The 22239-nt window shown below is 71.0% G+C and carries 17 protein-coding genes; 7 read left to right on the forward strand and 10 right to left on the reverse strand.

The window, feature by feature from the left end:
- Positions 1–2: 2 nt before the first annotated feature.
- On the forward strand, positions 3–1004 hold the full coding sequence (hpnH, locus tag ACYVF3_RS24390) for an adenosyl-hopene transferase HpnH (RefSeq protein ID WP_461156582.1): 1002 nt from the start codon (positions 3–5) through the stop codon (positions 1002–1004).
- A 10-nt stretch (positions 1005–1014) separates the two neighbouring features.
- Here hpnH and ACYVF3_RS24395 read toward each other — a convergent pair whose 3' ends face one another.
- The 4 genes from ACYVF3_RS24395 to ACYVF3_RS24410 all read right to left on the reverse strand — a co-directional run bounded on the left by ACYVF3_RS24395 (position 1015) and on the right by ACYVF3_RS24410 (position 5728).
- A complete protein-coding gene (locus ACYVF3_RS24395) occupies positions 1015–1701 on the reverse strand; it encodes an SDR family NAD(P)-dependent oxidoreductase (protein ID WP_461156583.1) in 687 nt (228 codons plus the stop codon).
- Complete coding sequence (locus ACYVF3_RS24400; protein WP_461156584.1) at positions 1698–2606, reverse strand: DMT family transporter; 909 nt, start codon at positions 2604–2606, stop codon at positions 1698–1700. The genes ACYVF3_RS24395 and ACYVF3_RS24400 overlap by 4 nt, the downstream gene beginning before the upstream one ends.
- Positions 2603–4975, reverse strand: coding sequence for a wax ester/triacylglycerol synthase domain-containing protein (locus ACYVF3_RS24405; RefSeq protein ID WP_461156585.1), 2373 nt, complete (start codon positions 4973–4975; stop codon positions 2603–2605). Before ACYVF3_RS24405 ends, ACYVF3_RS24400 begins: the two co-directional genes overlap by 4 nt.
- Before the next feature lie 120 nt (positions 4976–5095).
- Positions 5096–5728: a carbonic anhydrase gene (locus ACYVF3_RS24410; protein WP_461156586.1), complete on the reverse strand. Its 633-nt coding sequence runs from the start codon at positions 5726–5728 to the stop codon at positions 5096–5098.
- Between the two features lie 819 nt (positions 5729–6547).
- Between ACYVF3_RS24410 and ACYVF3_RS24415 the strand changes: the two genes are divergently transcribed.
- Positions 6548–9514, forward strand: a complete 2967-nt coding sequence (locus tag ACYVF3_RS24415; protein WP_461156587.1) for an AfsR/SARP family transcriptional regulator — start codon at positions 6548–6550, stop codon at positions 9512–9514.
- Here the strand turns inward: ACYVF3_RS24415 and ACYVF3_RS24420 are convergent.
- A complete protein-coding gene (locus ACYVF3_RS24420) occupies positions 9492–10733 on the reverse strand; it encodes an APC family permease (protein WP_461156588.1) in 1242 nt (413 codons plus the stop codon). The genes ACYVF3_RS24415 and ACYVF3_RS24420 overlap by 23 nt on opposite strands.
- Positions 10734–10748: 15 nt before the next feature.
- Complete coding sequence (locus ACYVF3_RS24425) at positions 10749–11402, reverse strand: class I SAM-dependent methyltransferase (RefSeq protein ID WP_461156589.1); 654 nt, start codon at positions 11400–11402, stop codon at positions 10749–10751.
- Positions 11403–11668: 266 nt separating this feature from the next.
- Here ACYVF3_RS24425 and ACYVF3_RS24430 point away from each other — a divergent pair, with 266 nt between their 5' ends.
- The 3 genes from ACYVF3_RS24430 to ACYVF3_RS24440 all read left to right on the forward strand — a co-directional run bounded on the left by ACYVF3_RS24430 (position 11669) and on the right by ACYVF3_RS24440 (position 15234).
- Complete coding sequence (locus ACYVF3_RS24430; protein WP_461156590.1) at positions 11669–12367, forward strand: haloacid dehalogenase type II; 699 nt, start codon at positions 11669–11671, stop codon at positions 12365–12367.
- A gap of 254 nt (positions 12368–12621) precedes the next feature.
- Positions 12622–14115, forward strand: a complete 1494-nt coding sequence (locus tag ACYVF3_RS24435; protein WP_461156591.1) for a long-chain-fatty-acid--CoA ligase — start codon at positions 12622–12624, stop codon at positions 14113–14115.
- A gap of 120 nt (positions 14116–14235) precedes the next feature.
- Positions 14236–15234, forward strand: coding sequence for a LacI family DNA-binding transcriptional regulator (locus ACYVF3_RS24440; protein ID WP_461156592.1), 999 nt, complete (start codon positions 14236–14238; stop codon positions 15232–15234).
- Between the two features lie 569 nt (positions 15235–15803).
- Here the strand turns inward: ACYVF3_RS24440 and ACYVF3_RS24445 are convergent.
- Positions 15804–16229: a hypothetical protein gene (locus tag ACYVF3_RS24445; RefSeq protein WP_461156593.1), complete on the reverse strand. Its 426-nt coding sequence runs from the start codon at positions 16227–16229 to the stop codon at positions 15804–15806.
- 241 nt (positions 16230–16470) lie between these two features.
- Here ACYVF3_RS24445 and ACYVF3_RS24450 point away from each other — a divergent pair, with 241 nt between their 5' ends.
- Positions 16471–17055 carry a hypothetical protein gene (locus ACYVF3_RS24450; protein ID WP_461156594.1) on the forward strand — a complete coding sequence of 195 codons (585 nt, stop codon included), beginning with the start codon at positions 16471–16473 and terminating at the stop codon, positions 17053–17055.
- A 6-nt stretch (positions 17056–17061) separates the two neighbouring features.
- Here ACYVF3_RS24450 and ACYVF3_RS24455 read toward each other — a convergent pair whose 3' ends face one another.
- The 3 genes from ACYVF3_RS24455 to ACYVF3_RS24465 form a co-directional block, all read right to left on the reverse strand.
- Entirely contained in the window at positions 17062–18417 is a 1356-nt protein-coding gene (locus ACYVF3_RS24455) for a sigma-70 family RNA polymerase sigma factor (protein WP_461156595.1), read from the reverse strand.
- A 138-nt stretch (positions 18418–18555) separates the two neighbouring features.
- A complete protein-coding gene (locus ACYVF3_RS24460) occupies positions 18556–19275 on the reverse strand; it encodes a hypothetical protein (protein WP_461156596.1) in 720 nt (239 codons plus the stop codon).
- 163 nt (positions 19276–19438) lie between these two features.
- Entirely contained in the window at positions 19439–20566 is a 1128-nt protein-coding gene (locus ACYVF3_RS24465; RefSeq protein ID WP_461156597.1) for an endo-1,4-beta-xylanase, read from the reverse strand.
- A 354-nt stretch (positions 20567–20920) separates the two neighbouring features.
- Between ACYVF3_RS24465 and ACYVF3_RS24470 the strand changes: the two genes are divergently transcribed.
- Entirely contained in the window at positions 20921–22147 is a 1227-nt protein-coding gene (locus ACYVF3_RS24470; RefSeq protein WP_461156598.1) for an MFS transporter, read from the forward strand.
- The last annotated feature ends 92 nt before the right edge of the window (positions 22148–22239 follow it).

Consider the following 22239-nt stretch of genomic DNA (forward strand, 5'->3'; position numbering starts at 1 on the left):
TCATGGGCATTCCAGTGCGCCAGGCGGTTCGCGTCGGTGCGTACCTGATGAAGCAGAAGCTCGCCCGGCGCGAGAAGTTCGCGCTCACCCTGGAGCTGGAGCCGCTTTTCGCCTGCAACCTCGCCTGCGCCGGGTGCGGCAAGATCCAGCACCCGGCGAGCGTGCTCAAGCAGCGGATGCCGGTCGAGCAGGCGCTGGCGGCGGTCGAGGAGTGCGGCGCTCCGGTGGTGTCCATCGCCGGTGGCGAACCGCTGATGCACCCCGAGATCGAGGTGCTGGTCAAGGAGCTGGTCAAGCGCAAGAAGTTCGTCTACCTGTGCACCAACGCGCTGCTGATGCCGCGCAAGATCGAGAAGTTCGAGCCGTCGCCCTACTTCTCCTTCGCGGTGCACATCGACGGGCTGGAGGAGCGCCACGACGCCTCGGTCTGCAAGAAGGGCGTCTTCGCCCAAGCGGTCGACAACGTCGAGGACGCGCAGCGGCGGGGGTTCCGGATCACCACGAACTCGACGTTCTTCACCACCGACACACCGCAGTCGGTCATCGAGGTGCTCGACTACCTCAACAACGACCTGAAGGTCGACCAGATGATGCTGTCCCCGGCCTACGCCTACGACAAGGCGCCGGACCAGGAGCACTTCCTCGGGGTCGCCGAGACGCGCGAGCTGTTCAAGAAGGTCTTCGCCGATGGGCGGCGCAAGAGGTGGCGGTTCAACCACTCGCCGCTGTTCCTGGATTTCCTCGAAGGCGAGGTCGACTTCGCCTGCACCGCGTGGGCCATCCCCTCCTACTCGCTCTACGGTTGGCAGCGGCCCTGCTACCTGATGAGCGACGGGTACGCGAGTTCCTACGAGGAACTGCTGGAGGACACCGACTGGGACGCCTACGGGCGCGGGAACGACCCTCGCTGCGCGAACTGCATGGCGCACTGCGGCTACGAGCCGACCTCGGTGCTGGCGACGATGGGCTCGCTGCGCGAATCCCTGCGAGCGGTGCGCAGCTGAACCCGGGTGGTCAGCCGAACCTGCCCGCCAGCCGGTGGAACACCGCGGGCAGGGCGCCGTGCACGCGGTCGGCGACGGTGAGCCAGCGCGGGACGAAGACCTCCGAGCGGCCGCGCAGCACGGCGTCGACCAGGGCGTCGGCCACCTGCTCCGGCTCGACCATGCGGGGGAAGCGGCGGCGGTAGTCGCGGTCGCGGAAGAACGGCGTGCGCACCGCGCCCGGGAACACGGCGGTCGTTGCGATGCCGCTGTGGGCCAGGCTCGCGGCGAACGCGCGCAGCCCCGCCTTGGTGGCGGAGTAGACCTCCTCGTCGCGCACGCCGACCACGGCCACCGAGGCCACGAACGCGGCCCGGGGCGGCAGCACCGCGCGGGTCAGGAGGATCGGGGCGGTGAGGTTCAGCGCGACCAGCTCGGCGACGCGCTCCGGGCGCATCTCGCGGAACTCGCCGGCCCAGCCGACGCCCGCGCTGTGCACCAGCAGGTCGACCCCGCGTCCGGCCTCAGCCACCCGATGCAGGCCTTCTGCGGTGGTCAGGTCAGCGGAGACGGCGGAGCCGCCGGTGCGCTCGGCCAGCGCGTCCAGGCGCGCCCGGTCGCGGCCCGCCAGCACCACCCGGCAGCCGTCGGCGGCGAGCCGGATCGCGATGGCCGCGCCGATCCCCGAGGACGCACCGGTGACGAGGGCGGAGCTCACCCCCACGACTCGGTTCCCTCCCGCTCGGTGAGCTCGCGGCCGATCTGCTCGCTGCGCTGGGCGAGCACGGCGATGCCGCCGATGATGAGCGCGGCGGCCAACACCTCCCCGGCGAGGATCGCGGGGGAGGACACGATGCGCTCACCCAGCCAGCTCACGCCGATCGCCGCCGAGACCAGCGGATCCACCGTCGTGATCACCGCCAGCGACGGGGACATCAACCGCCCGCGCTGGAAGGTCTGCTGGCTGAGCAGGAAGCCCATCGGCCCGATCACGCACACCGCGTACAGGGTCCAGTGGCCGAACGGCTCCACGATTCCGCCCGCGCGGAACTGGCCGGCGACCACCCGCATCAGCCCGGCCGTGACGCCGTAGAACACCCCGGTGGCCACGGCCAGACCCACCACGCCGAACTCGCCCGGCAGCCACCGGGCGGCCAGCAGCGAGAGGACCACCAGCAGCGCCATCCCCAGCGCCAGGGGAACCACGGGATCCCCGGTGAACTCGCTGCCCTGACCGGAGGGCTGGGCCAGCAGCAGGAACGCCGCCAGCCCGCCCGCGCACGACAGGGCGCCGAGCGCCAGCACCAGGTCCATCCTCCTGCCCGCCAGCCACGCCGCGAACCCCGCGCCGAAGAGCACAGAGGTCACCAGCAGCGGTTGGACGAGCACCAGCGGGCCGAACGCCAGCGCCACCACCTGCAGCGACAGGCCGATGATGACGGTGCCGATGCTCAGCACCCAGATCGGTTTGCGCACCAGGTCCCAGAGCATCCTGGGGCTGAAGGTGGCGACTCGCGGGACCTGCTTGGTGACGCGGTGCTGGATCGCGCTGGCCAGCCCGAAGCTCGCAGCGCCGATCACCGCGGCGGGCACGGCCACGGGCAGCACAGTCCCGGAACTCATCCTCGCTCCTGGAGCTCGTCGAACGCGTCCCGCAGGTGATCGGCGAGCTCTGCGGCGGCGGGCGCGAGCGCGGGATCGGTGGTGATGCCGAAGCTGAACTCCTCTCCCCAGCCGATCGCGCCGATGGCCACGCCCACTCCATCGGCCAGCGAGAGCACCGGCAGCACCCGGCTCAGGCGGGTGCCGTTGACGTGCGCCGGGCGGCGTCGTCCCGGCATCACCGAGACGACCGCGTTGAAGAACCGGTGCCCGTAGATGCGGCGCACGACCCAGGCGTGCAGCGGCGCCGGGAGCAGGCCCAATCCGGCCAGCACGGCCCCGGCTGCCTCGGGCTGACCGCTGTGGTCGGGTTCGGTGAGCGCGTCGGCGACCGCCCGGATCCGCCACACCAGCGGCATCGGCCCGATCGGCAGGTCCACCGAGAGGGTGTGGGTGTGGTTGCCGGGTGCGGCGGTCCCGGCGCCGTTGCGCCCGGTGCGCGCGGTGCGCGGCACCATCACCCGGAACCGGGCATCTGCGCGCTGTTCGCCCGTGGCGCGGTGCAGCGCCTCGGCCACCAACCCGATCAGCAGGGCGCTGCTGGTCACGCCGTGATCGCGGGCGCGGGCCCGAACCCGGACGGCGGGCAGCGCCAGGTGGCCGAAGTTGCGCGCCGGCGAGCTGCGGCCGGTCCAGGTGCGGTTGGACGTTCTCGCGGAGGTCGCCAGGCCGACGAGCCCGCGCAGGACCTCGGGGGCGCGTTGCCGCCAGGACCGCCCGCCCGAGCCGGGGGCGGAGGCCGGGTTGTGGCCGTCGCAGAGCAGCCCCACCAGCGCGTTGGTGACGGCCAGTCCGTCGCCGAGGGAGTGGTGCATCTTCGCCAGCACGGTCGCCCGCCCGGTCCCCGGGTCGTGCAGCAGCCGCAGCTGCCACGGAGGCCGGTCGGTGGGCACCGGAGTCGAGAAGAACTCGCTCGTGATGGTCCCGGCGTCCTCAGCGGAACGCAGCGGCCGGCAGTCGAGATGTCCGGCCGGGTCGACGGCGCCCGCATCGGTCCACATCGGACGACGGCCGGTGCGGGTCACCAGAGTGCGCGTGAGCACGGGCAGAGCAGGTGCGTGCCGCTCGATGCGGTGCGAGAGGTGTTGGCACCACGCCCGTGCTGAATCCAGCGACGGCTCCAGCGACAGGATCGCGCCCGTCTGCTGAGGCACCTCAGGTGTGGTGGCATAGACGAAGAAGGCGTCCTGGGCGCGCAGCCGCCGCGGACCGCTGTGGCGTCGAAGTCCGGCCAGCGCTGCGATCTGGTCGGTGAACTCGGCCGACCGGCTGTGCTTGAGCGCCCGCTCCTCGCGGTCTCGCAGCTCCTGCGGATCGGTGATCCAACGGCGCAGCGTCGCGATCAGCTGCGCCTCGCGCGGGCAGAGCTCGGCCAGCCCCGCATCCGCCATCAGCTCGGCGTTGGCCCTGCCGTGGCCGGCGATCGGCTCGAACATCAGGACCGCCCGCCCGCACGCCAGCGCCTCCAGCGCGGTGGCTCCACCGGCGTTGGTGATCACCACGTCCGCGCAGGCCATCAGCCCGGGCATGTCCTCCACCCAGCCCAGCGGTTCCAGTCGAGGCTCACCCCTGGCCAGCAGTCGTTCCCGCAGGTCCTCGTTGCGCCCGCAGACCACCAGCACCCGTTCGAGCCCGTCGACGCGCAGCGCTGCGTAAACGGCCCGCTCCACCGAGCCGAAGCTCATCGCCCCGCACGAGATCAGGGCGGTGAAACCAGAGGCAGGCACCCCGAATTCGGAGCGGGCGATGGTGCGGTCACGGGGTGCGAAGTCGCGCCGGACCGGAGGCACGGACACCGCGCCGACGGCGTCGGGCTCGGCGCGCCGCATCGCGCGCAGGCTCGCCTCGCTCATCACGTGGTGCAGGTCGGCTTCCGGGTACACCCAGAACGGGTGCGGGGCGAAGTCCGACACGATCGCCGCCACGGGCACGTCGAGGTCGCCGTGCCTGCGCATCCAGTCCAGTCCGGCGGTCCCGAGCGGATAGGTGGAGACGACGAGGTCCGGATCCACCTGGCGGATCGCGCGGCGGAGCAGCGGGCCGCACCACGCGCCGACGAAGCGCCTGCAGGCGTTGGCGAACCAGCGGTAGCGCCACAGCGCGTCGTAGAAGAAGTCGTACAGCCACGGCGTGGTTTCGACGTTGGTGACGTAGATCCAGTTGAACGTCCGGGGAACCCAGCGGCCCATGATGCGGAGCGCGTCCAGCCACACCACCTCGCACCCGGGCCAGACCTCGCGCGCGGCCTCCTCGACAGCGCGGGCGGTCGCGTTGTGGCCCTCACCGATGGTGGCGCTGAGCAGTAGCACTCGACGCGGCTGGAAGCTCACGCGGCCGTTTCCTTTCGCCAAGCGTGCCTTCGCAGGCTAACTCCTGGCGCGGAGGTCGGCGTGCCGAGAACGACCGCGGAGGGTTCGGGCGCCCGGACGATCCACAGTGGCCTGAGGAGCTCAGGCGGCGGTGTGCTGCAGAGGGCCGTGGCTGGAGACCAGCCGGGCCGTGCCGTCGGCCAACCGGTAGGACAGGCCCGCGATCGCGCAGCGGCCCGCGGCGACCTCGTCGGCCAGCACGGAGGAACGTTCGAGGAGCAATTCGGTGGTGCGCTGGATGTGGACGTCGACGATATCGTCGACGTCGTTCTCGCCCGCGGCGTTGGCGGCCAGCACGCTCGGCGTCACGCGCTCGACGATGTCGCGCAGGTACCCGGGCGGGTTGGAGCCCTCGAGGACGGCCTGCCGGGCCGCCACGACCGCACCGCAGGAGTCGTGACCGAGCACCACCACCAGTGGGGTACCCAGCACGGAGACGCCGTACTCGATGCTGCCCAGAACTTCCGAGCCGGTCGCTTGACCGGCCGTGCGCACCACGAACAGGTCCCCGAGGCCGCGATCGAAGATGATCTCCGCTGCCAGTCGCGAGTCCGAGCAGCCGAACAACACCGCGAACGGCGTCTGACCGTTGGCCAGGGAGGAGCGGTGGTCGGCGTCCTGGTGCGGGTGCAGACGCGAGCTGTCGATGAAACGCTGGTTGCCCTCCATCAGCGTCGCGAATGCTTCTGCGGGTGTGGATGGCGAGCGGTTCATGGCCGTGACATTAGTCCAGCGGGGTGGTGCGGGCAGATCGCAAGTGGGCGAACACACGCCATCCGATCGGCGATGCTTGATCTCGCAACCAGTGGCCGGCCGCCGTAGGCTCGGACGCGCGGTGGTGAGGCGGGCGAGGGGGCCGCCTCACCACCGATCTCTTGTTCGTAAGTGGTCCGAACCGGTGAGCCCGACACGCGCACGGCGTGTCCGCCCGGCATCGAAATGTCCTGTTCTGCGCTGAGTTTCGCCAGGTCAGGACGCCACTCGCTGCAAATGGCGAAAATTTGCTCGGGCTAAGAGCTTGTGCGCTGTTCGGGGGAGCGTTCATCATCGGGAGCAGCGCCGGTGGTCCAACCACCTGGCACTGGGGGAAAGACAGCTACGCGAACACCTGGGGGGTGTAGCGATGGATCATCGTTCTTTCTGGTCGCGCGCGTAGGAACCGCTGCCCGAGCCGCCTGCCTGGGGGCAGGTGCCGGTAGCTGATCCCACGCCGGTCGACGAAGCCGGACCGCGCAGTGCCTCCCTCGATCATCGAGGCCCGTGCGATCCGTGCTTTCTGGAATTCGGCGCTCCGCTCGTCGGCATCTGCCGTCGTCGAGCAGAAGCGCAGGGCCCTGTGTTCGTGCTGTGCTCCGGCACCAGCCGCGCGCATCGAACAGACGCTTGATGTCACACGTTTGAGTGCGTCTCGTCCGGTAGGCCGCTGTGCGCGGCCGCTGCGCGCGTGGTTCTCTCGTCGCTTTTCGGGGCAGCGGCGACGGTTCGCCAGATCGCGGCATCAGTGATCTTTGTGGATTCTCTGGGGGAAGAGAGATGCGGTTCGAAGTTCTTGGACCGGTCCGGATGTTCGACGGGGACAGACCGTCGCCGGTGACCGGCGCGCTGCGGCGCACGCTCCTGGCGGTGCTGCTGGCCCACGCCAACCAGCCGGTACCGGTCAGCGTGCTGTTGGAGGCGATGTGGGGTGAGGCGGTCGAGCAGGGCGCGAGCCGGTTGCAGGTCCACGTCCACAGGCTGCGGCGGGAGCTCGACGACCCCGATCGCCTGAGCTACGGGCCGGCCGGGTACCGCTTCAGGGTTGAGAAAGGTGAGCTGGACGCCGCCGAGTTCGAGACGCTGCTCGAGGAGGCGGCCGGCGAGCCGGACCCGAGCAGCGCGGTCCGGCTGCTGCGACGAGCGCTGGGGATGTGGCGGGGTAGGCCGTACCAGGAGGTGGACCTGCCCGACGTCGACGCCGTGGTCGAACGGCTCACCGAGCAGCGCTTGCTGGCGGTCGAGGAGCTCTACGCGGGGGAATTGCGCGCGGGGAGGTACGAGGCCGTGGCCGGCGAGCTGCTCGACCTCGTGCACCGCAACCCGCTGCGCGAGCGGTTGCACGGATTGCTGATGCTGGCGCTCTACCACGCGGGGCGGCAGGCGGAGGCGCTCTCGGCGTACCAGCACGCGTGCGAGGTCCTCAACGACGAGCTCGGACTGGACCCGGGCCCGGACCTGCGCGCCCTGCACGGGCAGATCCGCGCGGGCGAAGTCGTCGAGCTCGCCGGAACCACCCGGTTCCCGGCGCAACTCCCGCACAGCGCACCGGATTTCATCGGACGGGAAGTCGCTCTGTCCGAAATGGACGCGATCCTCACCGGTCAGCCCGGCGCGATCCCGATCGCGGTCGTGGCAGGCACCGCCGGAGCGGGCAAGACCGCGGTGGCGCTGCGCTGGGCGCACCGGGTCAAGTCCCGCTTCCCGGACGGTCAGCTCCACGCCGACCTCCGCGGGTTCGGGACCGGCACACCCGCTGAGCCCGGTGATGTCCTCGCCGGGTGGCTCCGCGCGTTGGGAGTGGACGGCAAGGACGTGCCGCTGGACCTGGCCGAGCGGGCGGCCAGGCTGCGCAGCCTGCTCGACGGCAAGCGCGTGCTGCTGGTGCTCGACAACGCGGTCAGCGCCGAGCAGGTCCGCCCGCTGCTGCCCGGCAACGCCGACTGCGCGGTCGTGATCACCACCCGTCACCAGCTCGACGGCCTGGTCGTCGGGCACGGCGCGCGTCCGGTGGAGCTCGACCGCATGACCGAAGACGAGGCGCGGCTGCTGCTCAAGGAGCTGCTGGGCGATCTGGCCACCGATGAGGACGCGGTCGGCGAGCTCATCGAGTGCTGCGCGCGACTGCCGCTTGCGCTGCGGATCGCCGCCGAGCGGGTGCGCAGGCACCGCGACCGGGGGTTGCGGCACACCATCGACGAGTTCGGCTGCGCGCAGGCGCGGCTGGACCTGCTCGACAGCGGTGACCCGCAAGCGTGCGTGCGGACCATCTTCGCGGCCTCCTACCGCAACCTCTCGGCGACCGAGGCGAAGCTGTTCCGGCTGCTCGGGGTGCACCCCGGCAGGAAGATGGACGCCTACTCGCTGGCCGCGCTGGCCGGCGTGGACGTCCGCGAGATCCGGCGCGGTCTGACCCGGCTGGTACGCGCGCACCTCGTCGAGGAGATCGCGGGCAAGCGGGTCCGGTTGCACGACCTGCTGGGCACCTACGCGGCCGAGTTGTCCCGGGTCAGCGAGAACGGCGCCGAGCGGCGGGCATCGCTGCGGCGGCTCTACGACTACTACCTGCAAGCCGCGACGACGGCCTCCCGGTTCCTCGCCCCGGACGCCCTCTCCGCCGCGGAGCCCGCGTTCGACGTGCCACCGATGCGCGATCACGAGGACGCGGCCCGCTGGCTCGATTCGGAGTTCGAGACGATGGTGCGCATCGCGGAGACGGTCGACGGCGAATGCGGGCACTACGCGGTCGACTTCGCCACCGCGCTGGACACCGCGCTCGACTTCGGCTGGCACGTCGACGAAGCGCAACGCATCCACGGCAGGGCGCTGGAGATCGCGGAGCGTTCCGGCGACCGCGCCGGTGAAGGGGTCGCGCTGCGCGGTCTCGGCGTCGCGCACTTCCGGCGCAACGAGTTCGAGGCCGCGCGCGATCACCTGGAGCGCGCGCTGCAGCGGGCCTGCGGGCCGGCGGCGACCGCAACGGTGCTGCTGAGCCTGGGGGAGCTGTGCGTGTTCACCGGGCGCACGGAGCTCGCGCTGGAGCACCTCCGGCGTTCGACGGGGCTCTACCAGCAGGCGGGGCTGCGGCTGCTGGGCCTGCGGCCGCTGATCTGCTTGGGCCGGCTGCACCGCAGGTGGGGGCGCCACGCCGAATCGCTGGAATGCCTGCGGGAAGCGTCGCGCGTGGCGGCGGCGCACGGATACCGGCCAGGCGAAGCCGACGCGTCCTACGCGCTGTCCGGCGTGTACCGGGACCTCGATCGCTTCGCGGAGGCGGCCGAGCACGCCGAGCGCGCGCTGGTCCTCGCCCGCCGCAGCCGGTTCCGGTTCCTGGAGGGGATGACCCTGCACCGGTTGGGAACCATCCGGAGCGGTTTCGGCGACTACCCCCGGGCGATGGAGAGCCACCGGGCGGCGCTGGTGTTCGCCCGCAGGATGCGGTCGGCCACCCTGGAGGCGATGGTGCTCACGGCACTGGCCGAAACGCACATGGCGATGGGCGCCGCCGACGAGGCGACCCGCTGCCACCGCCACGCCCTGGCGGTGGCCAGCAGCGGATCGAGCCACTACGTCCGAGCGCGGGCGCACTCCGGGCTCGGCGACATCGAGCAGGCGGCGGGAAAGCGAGATTCGGCGACCGCGCACTGGGAAACGGCGGTGCGCATCTACGAGTCGCTCGACGCCCCGGAAGCCGGGGACCTGCGAAGGAGGTTGAACGCCGAGCTCAAGCCGATAGTGCCCTGCTGAGCAGGCGGGCGCCGACACCGACGGCGAACACCGCGAGCCCGGCCAGCACCGAGGTCCACGGCAACGTCGCGGCCAGCAGAAGGCAGCCGGCCAGCCCGGTGACGTTGAGCGCTCTCGGCCAACGACGGTCAGCGCGTGGCTGGGTGAACGCGGCAGCGTTGGCGATGGCGTAGTAGACCAGCACCCCGAAGCTGGAGAAGCCGATCGCCCCGCGCAGGTCCGTGGTCAGCACGAGCACGATCACCGCGACCGCCACGGTGATCTCGGCGCGGTGCGGGACGCCGAAGCGAGGGTGGACGGCGGCCAGCCGACGCGGCAGGTCGCCCTCGCGAGCCATCGCCAGCCCGGTGCGGCCGATTCCCGCGATCAGCGCGAGCAGCGCACCGAGGCTGGCGGCAGCGGCGCCGAAGCGCACCACCGGGGAGAACTCGTCCCGCCCTGCGGCGGCGAGCGCATCGGAGATCGGCGCGGTGCTGGTGGCCAGCGCGTGCGGGCCCAGCACCAGGAGCAACGCCAGTCCCACGACCCCGTAGGTCAGCGCTGCTACCGGCAGGGCGAGCAGGATCGCGCGCGGGATCGTGCGCGCCGGGTCGCGTACCTCCTCACCGAGCGTGGCGATGCGGGCGTACCCGGCGAACGCGAAGAACAGCAGGCCGGCCGCCTGCAGCAGGCCCAACGGCCCATGCGGCATCCAGTCCGGCGACCCACCGGGCTGCGCGGCCGGGACGATCAGCGCGGATGACCCCGCGAGCACGAGCAGGACCACGACTAGCAGGACGCGGGTCGCGGTGGCGGTGCGGGTGATGCCGAGGCAGTTCACGGCGGCCAGGACGGCGACCGCCAGTGCGGCAGCCGGTTTCTCGAAACCAGGTGCGGCGTAGGCGGCGAAGGTGAGCGCCATCGCCGCGCAGCTGGCCGTCTTGCCCGCGACGAAGCCCCACCCCGCGACGAAGCCCCACCAGTGGCCGAGCCGTTCGCGGCCGTACAGGTAGGTCCCGCCCGAGGCGGGGTAGGCGGCGGCCAGCTGCGCGGAGCTCGACGCGTTGCAGAAGGCGATGAACCCGGCGATCGCCAGGGCGATCAGCAGCCCGCTCCCGGCAGCGGCAGCGGCCGGGGCGAACACCGCGAACACCCCGGCGCCGAGCATCGACCCGAGCCCGATGGACGTCGCGTCGACGACGCCCAGCCGGCGTGGGAGCGAGGGCCCCGAAGCCGTCACGACCGCCGCACCGGGTCAGCGGTGCGCGGTGAGGAAGTGCGCCGGAACGCGGGAACGTCCTGCGTCGTCGACCGGGTGCGCAGCGCTGATCTCGGGCGGGAGCAGGCCGGCGATGCTGCTCGGCTCGATCGAGTCGATGGTCCAGTGCTCACCGACGGCAGCGCGCAGCTCCTCGGCGTCCACGGCGTGCGGGCCGAGGCCGTCCGGGAAGGCGCCCTTGTCGAAGACCAGCATGTACAACCGCGCACCCTCGCGAGCGGCGCGAGCGATGGCGGAGAGATAGGCGGCCCGGCTCTCGACCGGCATCGAGTGGAACAGGGTGCTGTCGATGATCGTGCCGAAGCGCCCGTCGTGCCCCGAGAGCTGGGTGATGTCCCCGAGCTGGAACGTCGCCGTAGCGTGCCGCTCGTCCCGTGCCGCTTCGGCCTGCGCGATGGCCGTGGCCGACATGTCCACGCCCAGCACCTCGTAGCCGCGCGCTGCCAGCTCGCGGGTCGTCACCCCGACGCCGCATCCCGCGTCCAGGACCGGGCCTGCGACGTCACCCCGCTCGATCACGTCGGAGATGACCGGCTGCGGGACGCCGATGTTCCACGGCACGGGTGCTTCTTCGCCCAACGGCGACTCACCGCGGTAGACGGCGTCGAAATCGGGCAGTTCGGTGCTCACGGGACGCTCCACTCACGAATCGGTGAATTCCTGTGCTGCCAGGCGAAACTACCACGATCGTGGGGTCCGAACAGGAATCGGCCGACACCACCCCGGCCTGCTGGGCAACGGGTTCGACGCGGTCGGCACGCCGGCGGTGCGCGCACGCCGCTCGGCGAAGTGGACGAGTCGTCACCTCCGCTCGCCCGCCCGGCTGCTGAGGTGAGATCGAACCGTGTTCCGCCGAAGGGCTGCGATCTTGCTCCCCGAGCGTGCATGATCGCCCGGTGTCGCTAGATGTCTCCCGCTTGTCCGTGCTGATCTTCGACGTCCTGGGAACGGTCGTCGACGAACGAGGTGCGCTCCGCGCCGCGACCCGGGCCGCGCTCCAGGGGGCAGGTGAGTCGGAGGAGACGTGCGAAGCGCTCGCGGCCGCCTGGGCGACCAGGACCGACGAGTTGCTGGCCGATGCTGGCGGAGGCGAGTACCGGCCGATGGACCTGCTCAGCCGCGAGGCGCTGGATCACGCGGTCAAGGCCACCGACCTCTCGCTCGACGAGGAAGCGCTGACCTCGCTCGCCGCGGAGGGGATGCGCCCGAAGCCCTGGCCCGACGCCGCTCCCGGTGTGGGCGCGCTGGCAGACCGGTTCAACGTCGTCGCGCTGTCCAACACCACCGTGCTCGCCCTGGCCGAGATCACCCGCCGCGGCGGGCTGCGCTGGGCCCTGGCGCTCTCCTCGGAGCTGGTCGGCGCGTACAAGCCCGACCCGTCGGTCTACCGCCGCGCCCTGGAGCTCATGCGCGTCGAGCCCGATCAGGCGCTGATGGTCGCGTCCCACCCGTGGGACCTGCGCGCCGCCGCCGAGCAGGGCATGTCCGCCGCGCTCATCGTTCGCGAAGGCGTCGAGGGATCGGATGCGGCGGAGGACGACGAGTTCGACCTCAAGGCGGGGAGCATCGCCGAACTCGCGGCCGAACTCCTCTGACCGGTTCGTGGGGAGGTTTTCATGAAAACTTCCCCACCCCAGACCGTCGGGCACGACGCCCGAGTGAACACCGGAGTTCGGGCGTTTCCGGTGCGCTTCGGTGGTGCGGTCGCGCATCGGTGCAGGTATGACGACTACGTGTTACCGAAATGTGCACCCGAACGATTGCCTCCGGGCTGCGGAGCGTGGACGATTTGGCTGGGATCGATGATCTCGCCGACTCCGAACCACCTCAACGACGACGGGAACGGAACATGACGAACCTGGCAGCGAACCTGGTCGCGTCCGCTGAGCGGCACGGCGACCGGCCCGCGGTCCGTCTTGACGAGTACGTGCTCAGCTACTCCCAGCTCCACGCCGCAGCCGCTGCCGTGGCCGGTGACCTGAGGGAACGCGGAATCTCACCCGGCGACCGGGTCGGCCTGGTGCTGCCCAACGTGCCCGCCTTCCCGATCCTCTTCTACGGCGCGCTGCTGGCAGGCGCGACCGTGGTGCCGATGAACCCGCTGCTCAAGGACCGCGAGGTCGAGTACTACCTGCGCGATTCCCAGATGTCGCTGGTCTACGGCTGGGACGGCGGTGGCGACGCGGTGCCCAACGCGGCCGCCGAGGTGGGCATCCCCGGCGTCGTGGTCGGTGCCACCGGGCCGACGGAGCTGTCCGGGACGCCGGCCCCGGGACTCGTCGAGCGCGCCGATTCCGACACCGCCGTGCTGCTCTACACCTCCGGCACCACCGGCAAGCCCAAGGGCGCCGAGCTGACCCATCGCAACCTCGCCTCCAACGCGACCATGGCGGTGGAGACGCTCTTCGAGCTCACCCCCGACGACGTGGTGATGGGCTGCCTGCCGCTGTTCCACGTCTTCGGCCTGACCTGCGCGCTCAACACCTCGGTGAAGGTCGGCGCGTGCCTGACGCTGCTGCCGCGGTTCGACCCGGCCAAGGCGCTGCAGATCGTGCCGCGCGACAAGGTCACGATCTTCGAGGGCGTCCCGACGATGTACGCCGCGATGCTCAACCACCCCGACGCCGATGGCGCTGACATGAGCTCGCTGCGCACCTGCGCCACCGGCGGCTCGGCGATGCCGGTGGAGGTGCTGCGCGGGTTCGAGGCGAAGTTCGAGTGCCTGGTGCTGGAGGGCTACGGCCTGTCGGAGACCTCGCCGGTCGCCTCCTTCAACCAGCCCGGCTACGAGCGCAAGTCCGGGTCCATCGGGCTGCCGGTGCGCGGGTGCGAGATGAAGGTCGTCGACATGGACGGCAACGAGGTCGGCCTCGACGAGCCGGGCGAGATCGTGATCCGCGGTGAGAACGTGATGAAGGGCTACTGGGGTCGCCCGGAGGCCACCGCCGAGGCGATCAAGGACGGCTGGTTCCACAGCGGCGACATCGCCACCAAGGACTCCGACGGCTTCTACTTCATCGTCGACCGCAAGAAGGACCTGATCATCCGCGGCGGCTACAACGTGTACCCGCGCGAGGTCGAGGAGGTGCTCTACGAGCACCCCGCCGTCGCCGAAGCCGCGGTGATCGGCGTCAAGGACGCGTCGCTCGGCGAGGAGATCGGGGCGGCCGTCTCGCTCAAGCCGGGCCAGGAGGCGACCGAGGACGAGCTGCGCGAATTCGTCAAGCAGCGCATCGCCGCCTACAAGTACCCCCGGCAGATCTGGCTGGTCCCCGAGCTGCCGAAGGGGCCGACGGGCAAGATCCTGCGCCGCGAGGTCAAGGAGATGCCGCGACAGGTCTGAGCCCACGGGCCCGGCCTCGCGCCGGGCCCGTCAGCTCCGGACTCAGAGCCTGGACAGTGCGGCTGCCGTCCCGATCGGGATGCCCGTAGGCTCACGGCAGTCGGTGAGTGAGGTCGGAGCATGGTCGGAATCAAGGACGTCGCGCGGTTGGCCGGGGTTTCCATCGGCACGGTGTCCAATGTGGTCAACCGGCCGCAACTCGTCTCGGACGAGACCCGGCGGCGGGTTCAGTCGGCGATCGACGAGCTCGGCTACGTCCGCGACGAGTCGGCACGGCAACTGCGCGCGGGCAGCAGCCGGATCATGGCGCTGCTGGTGCTGGACCTGGCCAACCCCTTCTTCGTCGATCTCGCCCGCGGAGCCGAGGAAGCCGCTCACGAGGCCGGTCTCAACGTGATCACCTGCAACAGCGGCCAGCGGGTCGAACTGGAGTCCTCCTACCTGTCGATGCTCGCCGAGCAACGGGTGCGCGGTGTGCTGCTCTCGCCCGTGGACACCACCGGGGAGCGGCTGCACGCCTTCGCCCGCAGCGGGATTCCCCGCGTGTTCGTCGACCGCACCGTGCCGGAGGTGCAGGGCAGCTCGGTCGCCGTCGACGACGTGGCCGGGGGAGCGCTGGCGGCTCGCCACCTCGCGGAGACCGGGCACCGGGAGATCGCCATGGTCAACGGCCCGTCGCTGCTCGCGCAGTGCCGGGACCGGGAGTCGGGTGCGCGGTCGGCGCTGGAGGGCGCTGACGTTCGCCTGTCGGTGCTGGAATCCGCCGCGCTCGACGTTGCCTCGGGTCGTGACGCAGGGGCGAGGTTGCTGGGGATGAGCCCGCGGCCGACCGCGGTGTTCTGCGCCAACGACCTGCTCGCGCTCGGCCTGCTGCAGGCGATGGTGGCGGCGGGGGTCCGGGTGCCGGACGAGATGGCGATCGTCGGGTACGACGACATCGAGTTCGCGGGAGCGGCTGCGGTACCGCTGACCTCCGTGCGCCAGCCCGCGCGGAAGCTCGGCCGCACGGCGGCGGAACTGCTCATCGACGAGACCTCGGGCGAGCGGCCGGTCCGGCACCGCCGACTGGTGTTCCAGCCGGAGCTGGTGGTGCGCGACTCGACGAGGGTCGGCCGCTAGAAGTACCCGATCCACATCGCTCCGACGGCGATGAAGGTGGCGATCGACAGGGACGCCGTGATCATTTCGGCGTGGCGAGCGGTCATGGTGGTTCCTCGGCTGGGTTCAGGCTCGGGCGGTGCTGTCGCCGGTGTGATCGGCAGGGGCGTGCGCATCGGGGAGGTGCCGGGCCGGGCAGGCAGCGGACGTCCCACCCAGGGCCTGGTCGCGGTCGGGCGCGTGTTGTGCCTGCCGCGCGCATGCTGCCTGCGTCGCGCCTTCCGGTGGACCTGTGCTGTGCTCAAACCAGCGCCCCCTCGCGGCCGATGATCCTAAACCGTGGCGGGCGGAGGAATCGCACCGCCTGCCCTGAACGGCGTCAGCGGCGTTGGTCCGGTCGGTCGATCGCCGGACCGGGCAGCGCTGCCCGCGCGCCTCGGTGTGCGGACCAATCTGGCAGCGACCGCGGTGGAAGTTAAGCGCTGATGTCCGGCGCGTCCGGATTCCGCTGGATTGCACCCGTTCGGCCGCCGGTGGTCACAGCCCGTGACGCGTGCGGTGATCTGGGACCGAGCGGGTGGTGGGCCTCATCAGCCCCCGGACGAGGCGATCACGGGCTGGGAGGAGAGGGTCGTGCCGTCGCGCGTGATGGTCAGCGCGGTGTGATCGACGTGGTAGACGTGGCCGTCGTTGCTCTCCGTCGCGTAGCCGTCCCCGCTGGGGTAGGCGCGCAGCGTGATCGAGCCGGAGTCGCTGGAACCGTAGTAGTAGAGCGACCCCGCGGATCCGCAGATGTCCACGGAGGACTGCGCGGTCTCGTAGGAGGCCACGCAACCGCTGGTGTGGACCGAGTTCGACGGCGGGAGCTGGTAGGGCACCGCGGGCGCGGCGGGAGCCGGGATGGTGATCGGCTGCGGCGGGGGAGCTGCGGGCAGGTAGGTCACGCATGCCGCCAGGGCCGGGGCGGCGAGCAGCCCGAGTGCTGCTGCGGCGGGGCGGATCCGGTGACGGCGCATGACGAAGTCCTTCCGCGCGCGGCGGCTCGACGAGGGAGATGCGGGGTGAGGTCGCGAAGCCGCCCGCATCCCCCTCGAAGCGCGGGCCCCGTCGGTCGACGACGGGGGTTCCCCGTGTCATTGAGCTCCGAGTTCCCGGTGGATTGCCAGGGGCTTTGGTCCCGTGGCAGGCGCCGCGCCCGGACGTAACGTCGATCCCGGACGGTGAATCCTCCACCGAGTTCGAGTCCGGGGGTGCGAGATGTACGCATCGGCGTTGTTCGGAGGTCTGGCCGCTGCCGCGCTGCTCGCCGGATGCACCGCCGCGCAGCCGCGGACCGTCTACGTCGAGGTCCCGGCCCCGCCGCCTCCGCCGCCGGGTCAGGTCGAACATCCGCGCGGTGACTGCGGAATCGACCCGGCGAGGATGAGCGTGAAGACCAAGGCCCGGTGCGGGCTCGTGAGCCGCGAGCCCGCGGCCCGCCACTGCGACGATCCCCGGTGGTGGAACTTCTACGACTCCGACGACGTGCGCACCTACCTGCGGTGGTGCGGCGGAGGCCGGGACTGGGTGCCGGTGCTCGTGCCCGCACCGGTGCCGGTGCCCGTGCCCTACGAGGCGCCGGGCTCGCCGCCACCGACGTACAGCCCGCCGCCCTCGTCCGTGAACCCGGACACGTCGCGGTCGCCGGTGACAGAGGCACCCGAGTCGAGCGAACCCCGGTCGCCCGCGACCGAATCGGTCGTTCCCGAGACCGGGTCGTCCGAGGAACCGCCTGCGTCGTCGGAGGAATCGTCCCCCTCGCAGGAGTCGGAGTCCACTGAGGACTCCTCGACCGGTCCGTGATCCGCTTCAGCGGCCCAGCACCGGGTCCCCGAGGATGTCGAGGGCTCCGGTGGGTTCGTCGATTCCGATCAGCCGGTCAGGGGGTACGTTCTGCTGCAGCCGCAGGGTCGCGCCGGCTTCGATGCGGTCGTGGCGGACGAGCAGGTGCGGGTCGGCGTCGACGTCGATGCCGAGCAGCTCCACGCCCGCGTGCAGCGTGCCGTCGGCGACCGGTTCGGGCGACGGGGACGGGGGTAGCGGCAAGGGCGGCAGGGGAGACGGCGGCGGCACCGGCTGCTGAGCCCCTGGCGGCGGAGCGGGCGCGCCGGGGGCCGGCGATCCCGGCGCTGCTGGGGGCGGTGCGGGAGCGGCCGGTGGTGCGGGAGGCGGCTGCGGCGCCTGCGGTGCGGGCGGTTGCGGTGGCTTGGCGGCGGCGACCGGTGGGAGCTCCTCGTCGTGGGAGGCCAGGGCCAGCCCGAGCACGGCGAGCGCGGCAGCGGCCGCGGCACCCGAGACGGCCGCGCGACGCGGGCCTCCCACGGCCGTCACGATCCCGCTGACGGCTCCGCCGCTCGCCGCGGCGAGGTATCCGGCGGTGGCGGTGGCGCCGAGCACCAGGGGAGCGATGAACAGGCGCAGCGCGCCGTTGATCTCAGCCAGCTCCGCGGCCAGCGCCCGGCACCGGTCGCAGTCGTCGAGGTGCGAATCGACCTGAGCAGTCTCGCGTTTCGCCAGGCCACCCCGGGTCCAGGCGCCCAGGCGCTCGACGTTGACCCGGCAGCGGTCCCGCTCGTCATCCAGGTTGGCCAGGTGCACCTGGAGGAAGGCCTGCTTGAGCCCTTCCCTCGCCCGGTAGGCCAGCGCCGACACGCCGTTGGGCGTCATGCCCAGCAGCGGAGCGACCTTCGCGGGCGAAGCACCTTCGATCTCGACGTGCCAGAGCACCATCTGCCAGCGCTCCGGCAGCTTCGCGAAGGCGGCCGCGACCAGCGACCGGTCCTCGTCCTCGACGGCGGTGTCCTTGAACGGCTCCGAGATGTCGATGTTGGGCACGGTCTCCAGGTCTTCGGAGTACTGGACCCGTTGCTGCTTGCGGGTGCGGTCGTAGGCGGCGTGCCTGACGGCGGTGAGCAGGTAGGCGCGGAACGCCGTGGTCGGCCCGCGCTGGTCCCGCAGCAGGTCGAGGACCTTCGAGAAGGCCTCGGAGACGACGTCGTCGGCCTCGGCGGAGGACTTGGTGACCTGGCGCGCCATGCTGTAGGCGGCCGAGACGTGACGTTCGTAGAGGCCGCCGTAGGCGCTGGTGTCGCCCTCGCGCACCGCCTCGATCAGCTCGACGTCACTGCGCTCCTGGGAACCCGCGTCAGTCGGTAACGCCGCCATTCCAGCCCCCTCGCTCACGATGTTGATCAGCAATTGCTATCGCGACCAGGGCTGGAATGGTCATCCGGGCGGTGTTTCGTTGCGCCTTCGTGACCGTCGGCTGCTCCATTCGCATGTCGTTCCACCACTTCCGACGGCCTACCCGGATGGGCGGAACACCGCACCCCGGTGCGCCCGGAGATCAGCGTCCGGGGGTGCATGCGGTGGGGGCGCGAGGTGGTCGACCGACCGCGGCACCACGTGCACCCAGGTCCCGGCGTCGGTGAAGACCAGTCCGCACTCGCGCAGATCCGCCAGCCTCCCGTGCACCTGCGCACCGAAGCGGGCCGCCAGGACCGAGACCGGGCAGGGAACCTCCACGTAGCGCAGGAGTTCGGCTGCGTCCCCGGCGAAGACGTACTCGTGGTGGCCGAACCGGGGCCGGTCGTCGAGCACCACCAGCGCGTCGCCGTCCTCGACGAGCTCCAGCAGGCCGCCCGGGTTCTCGCGGCGCCAGGTCGCGACCCCGGTCAGCAGCGACGCCTCGGCGGCGGCGGAGATGCCCTCGCCGCAGCGCTCTACGTCCTCCATCGGTGGCAGGTGGTGCAGTGCGGGGAACTGCGCGAGGACCCGGGCGTAGGACTGATCCGTCTCGCCGGGGAAGCCGTAGCGGTAGGTCCACGCCACCGGCAGCTCCAGGGTCCTGGCGTCGCGCAGCATCCGGACGTTCCCGCATCCTCGGGCACTGCTGCCTGCCAGTCTCAGCACTCGCGTGCTGAGGTTGTCGAATCCTGGGCGTACCTTGATGAATCCGGTGTCGCGCAAGCGGGACAACCGCTCGAAGGACACCTCGGCGTTGCTCTCGGTCTGCGACCGCATCGGACCCGCGTACCTTCCGCCCTCGTGCGGTGGGGCGGCCGAGGACCGCCCCGCCCGCGACTCATCTCGAAGTCCGGACGTCGTCCACGCCGCGCCGTTGCAACGCGAAAAACCCCAGTGCGACTCACCGTGCCAGGGTCCCCGCCGGTTGACCAGGGGTGATTCACCCGAACGTCGTCATCGTCCCTTTCTCGGGTTTCCCGCTATTCCGCTCGCTCGCCGAGAGGGTTTCGACCAGCGCGTCGTAGGCGGGCTTGGGGGTGAAGTCGTCCCAGTAGATCGTCGCCGCGCCCTGGTTCGGGAAGTTTCCGGGCACCCAGGAGTACTTGTCCGGCAGTCCCCACACGGTGAACGAGTGGCAGGTGGAGACGTCCAGGCACGACTGCAGTGCACTGCGGTAGTAGTCGGCCTGCTCGCTCAGCTGCTGCGGAGTCGGGGCGCCGCCCTGGGGCAGCGTCATGCGCACGTCCAGCTCGGTGATCGCGGTCTCCAACCCGATATCGGCGAAGCGCTGCAGGTTCTGCGTGAGGTCCGCCGGGAACCCGTCGTCGAGGTCGAGGTGGGCCTGCGCGGCAAGCTCGCGCACCGGAACGCCCTGCGCCAGCAGGTCCTTGGCCAGCTGGTAGTAGGCGTCGCTCTTGGCGTTGTCGCCCTCGACGCCGTAGTCGTTGAAGAACAGCGCGGCGCCCGGATCGGCTTCGTGGGCCCAGCGGAAGGCGTCGGCGATGATGCCCGGGCCGAGCTCGCGGATCCAGATGTTGTCGGTGCTGCGCAGTTTCCCGGAATCGTCGAAGATCTCGTTGGCCACGTTCCACTGCTGGATCCGCCCGGCGTAGCGGCCGACGACGGTGGAGATGTGCTCGTGCAGGATCTCGCGCAGCTCATCGGGTGAGAACCCGCCGCTCTCCAGCCATTCCGGGTTCTGGCTGTGCCACAGCAGGGTGTGCCCGCGCATCACCTGGCCGTGCTGCTCCGCGAAGTCGACGATCGCGTCGGTGGTGCCGAACTCGTAGGTGTCGCGAGCGGGGTGGAGGTAGTCCCACTTCATCTGGTTCTCCGGCGACAACGAGCTGAACTCGCGGGCGAGCACGTCGCGGTAGCGCTGGTCGGAGGTGAACGGATCGGGGTAGGGCTGCTCCTCGTGATGGCCGCCGCCGGCGACGGCGGAGCCGATGGCGAGGCCTTCCGGTGCGGCATCGCGCAGTCCGGGAGCCTGGGGCGCGGCTTCGGCGTGGACGGGCAGGAGCAGGACCGCTGCTGCGGCGGTGGTGGCGAGGCGGATCTGCTTCATCGCGGACTCCGGCGTGCTCTTCTGGTTCGAAAGAGTTTCTGAAAAACCTTGAACGACAAGCGGTGTCGAAGAATATGGGCGCTTGCGAGAAGAGGTCAACAACCGCACGTGGCGAGTCCGAGCCATCCACTCTTCCGAGGTTCCGCGCGCCGAGGGGGTGGTTCTCCGCCAGTTCCGAACTCCACTCCGGTTCCGAAACGTTTCGGGAGGAGGTCCTCGCTGCGAAGTGCGTCGGACCGCGGAGGTCTCAACCTCGGAACGGCTCCCGCTCAGCGGAAACGAATGCTGGTCCGGGTTCCGGGAGGCACCCACATGATTCCGGGCACGACACCGACATCGAAGAGGTGAGCTGGAATGACAACGGCGTCAGGACAGTCCGGCGGCCTGCCGGAACCGGCAGCCGCCCGACGGGTCAGCGCACGCGGCGTCGCCGCGCTGTGCTGGGCCGCGGTCGCGCTCGAGGGCTACGACCTCGTCGTGCTCGGCGTCGTGCTGCCCGAGCTGCTGCGCGCGCCGGGCTGGCAGCTGACCCCGGCGACCGGGTCGCTGATCTCCTCGGTGGGACTCGTGGGCGTGATGATCGGCGCGCTGTGCGTCGGGCCGCTGACCGACCGCTTCGGACGGCGCAAGCTCATGATCACCACGGTGGTGCTGTTCTCCGCGCTCACCCTGGCCTGCGCTTTCGCGACCGGGCCCCTCGTCTTCGGGATCCTGCGGTTCCTGGCCGGTCTCGGGCTCGGCGGTGTCCTGCCGGTGGCGATCGCACTGGTCAACGAGGCGTCCGAGGCCAAGGGCGGCAGCGCGACGACCACGCTGATGACCGGTTACCACGTGGGTGCCGTGCTCACCTCGTTGCTGGGGATCCTGGTGATCCCCCTGCTGACCTGGCGCTCGATGTTCGTCATCGGTGCTCTGCCCGCGCTGGCGCTGGTCCCGCTGCTCGCTCGGTACCTGCCGGAATCGCTTCCGGACGCGACCGAGACCAAGGCCGACCGCAGTCCCGTGTCGATCCTCTTCCGCGGTGGCCACCTGCGTTCCACGCTCGCGTTCTGGGTGACCTCGTTCATGGGGCTGCTGCTCGTCTACGGCCTCAACACCTGGCTCCCGGTGATCATGCGCGAGGCCGGTTACGAGCTCGGAGCGGCGCTGGCCCTGCTGCTGACCCTCAACGTCGGTGCCGTGCTCGGTCTGCTGGCGGCCGGCCGGGTGTCGGACCGGATCGGGGTGCGGACCTCGGCGATGATCTGGTTCGCGGCGGCAGCGGTGTTCCTCGCGCTGCTGAGCGTGCCGCTTCCCGGCATCGGCATCTACGTCAGCGTGCTGCTGGCGGGTGTGTTCGTCTTCAGCACCACGGTGCTCGTCTACGCCTACATCAGCCACCACTACCCGGCGGTCGGGAGAGGGACCGCGCTGGGGGCCGCCAGCGGCGTCGGGCGGCTCGGTGCGATCTCCGGCCCGTTGCTGGGTGGTGCGCTGCTCAGCGCCGGGTTGGCCTACCCGTGGGGCTTCTACGCGTTCGCCGCGGTTGCGGTGATCGGGCTGGTATCGGTTACGTTCGTGTCGAAGCGGCGACCCTCCTAGAACTTCGTCGGCCCGGGGTGCGGACGCGCTCCGGGCCGACGAAGCCCGGGATGTGGGATGTGGGCGGCCGCGCTTTACAGCGCGCACGCTGG

The organism is Saccharopolyspora tripterygii, from assembly GCF_054778355.1.

Excerpts from the sequence above, each read along its gene's own strand:
- hpnH (WP_461156582.1), top strand. The coding sequence starts at position 3 with ATGGGCATTCCAGTGCGCCAGGCGGTTCGCGTCGGTGCGTACCTGATG.
- ACYVF3_RS24400 (WP_461156584.1), bottom strand. The coding sequence starts at position 2,606 with ATGAGTTCCGGGACTGTGCTGCCCGTGGCCGTGCCCGCCGCGGTGATC.
- ACYVF3_RS24410 (WP_461156586.1), bottom strand. The coding sequence starts at position 5,728 with ATGAACCGCTCGCCATCCACACCCGCAGAAGCATTCGCGACGCTGATG.
- ACYVF3_RS24415 (WP_461156587.1), top strand. The coding sequence starts at position 6,548 with ATGCGGTTCGAAGTTCTTGGACCGGTCCGGATGTTCGACGGGGACAGA.
- ACYVF3_RS24435 (WP_461156591.1), top strand. The coding sequence starts at position 12,622 with ATGACGAACCTGGCAGCGAACCTGGTCGCGTCCGCTGAGCGGCACGGC.
- ACYVF3_RS24440 (WP_461156592.1), top strand. The coding sequence starts at position 14,236 with ATGGTCGGAATCAAGGACGTCGCGCGGTTGGCCGGGGTTTCCATCGGC.
- ACYVF3_RS24445 (WP_461156593.1), bottom strand. The coding sequence starts at position 16,229 with ATGCGCCGTCACCGGATCCGCCCCGCCGCAGCAGCACTCGGGCTGCTC.
- ACYVF3_RS24450 (WP_461156594.1), top strand. The coding sequence starts at position 16,471 with ATGTACGCATCGGCGTTGTTCGGAGGTCTGGCCGCTGCCGCGCTGCTC.
- ACYVF3_RS24455 (WP_461156595.1), bottom strand. The coding sequence starts at position 18,417 with ATGGCGGCGTTACCGACTGACGCGGGTTCCCAGGAGCGCAGTGACGTC.
- ACYVF3_RS24460 (WP_461156596.1), bottom strand. The coding sequence starts at position 19,275 with ATGCGGTCGCAGACCGAGAGCAACGCCGAGGTGTCCTTCGAGCGGTTG.
- ACYVF3_RS24465 (WP_461156597.1), bottom strand. The coding sequence starts at position 20,566 with ATGAAGCAGATCCGCCTCGCCACCACCGCCGCAGCAGCGGTCCTGCTC.
- ACYVF3_RS24470 (WP_461156598.1), top strand. The coding sequence starts at position 20,921 with ATGACAACGGCGTCAGGACAGTCCGGCGGCCTGCCGGAACCGGCAGCC.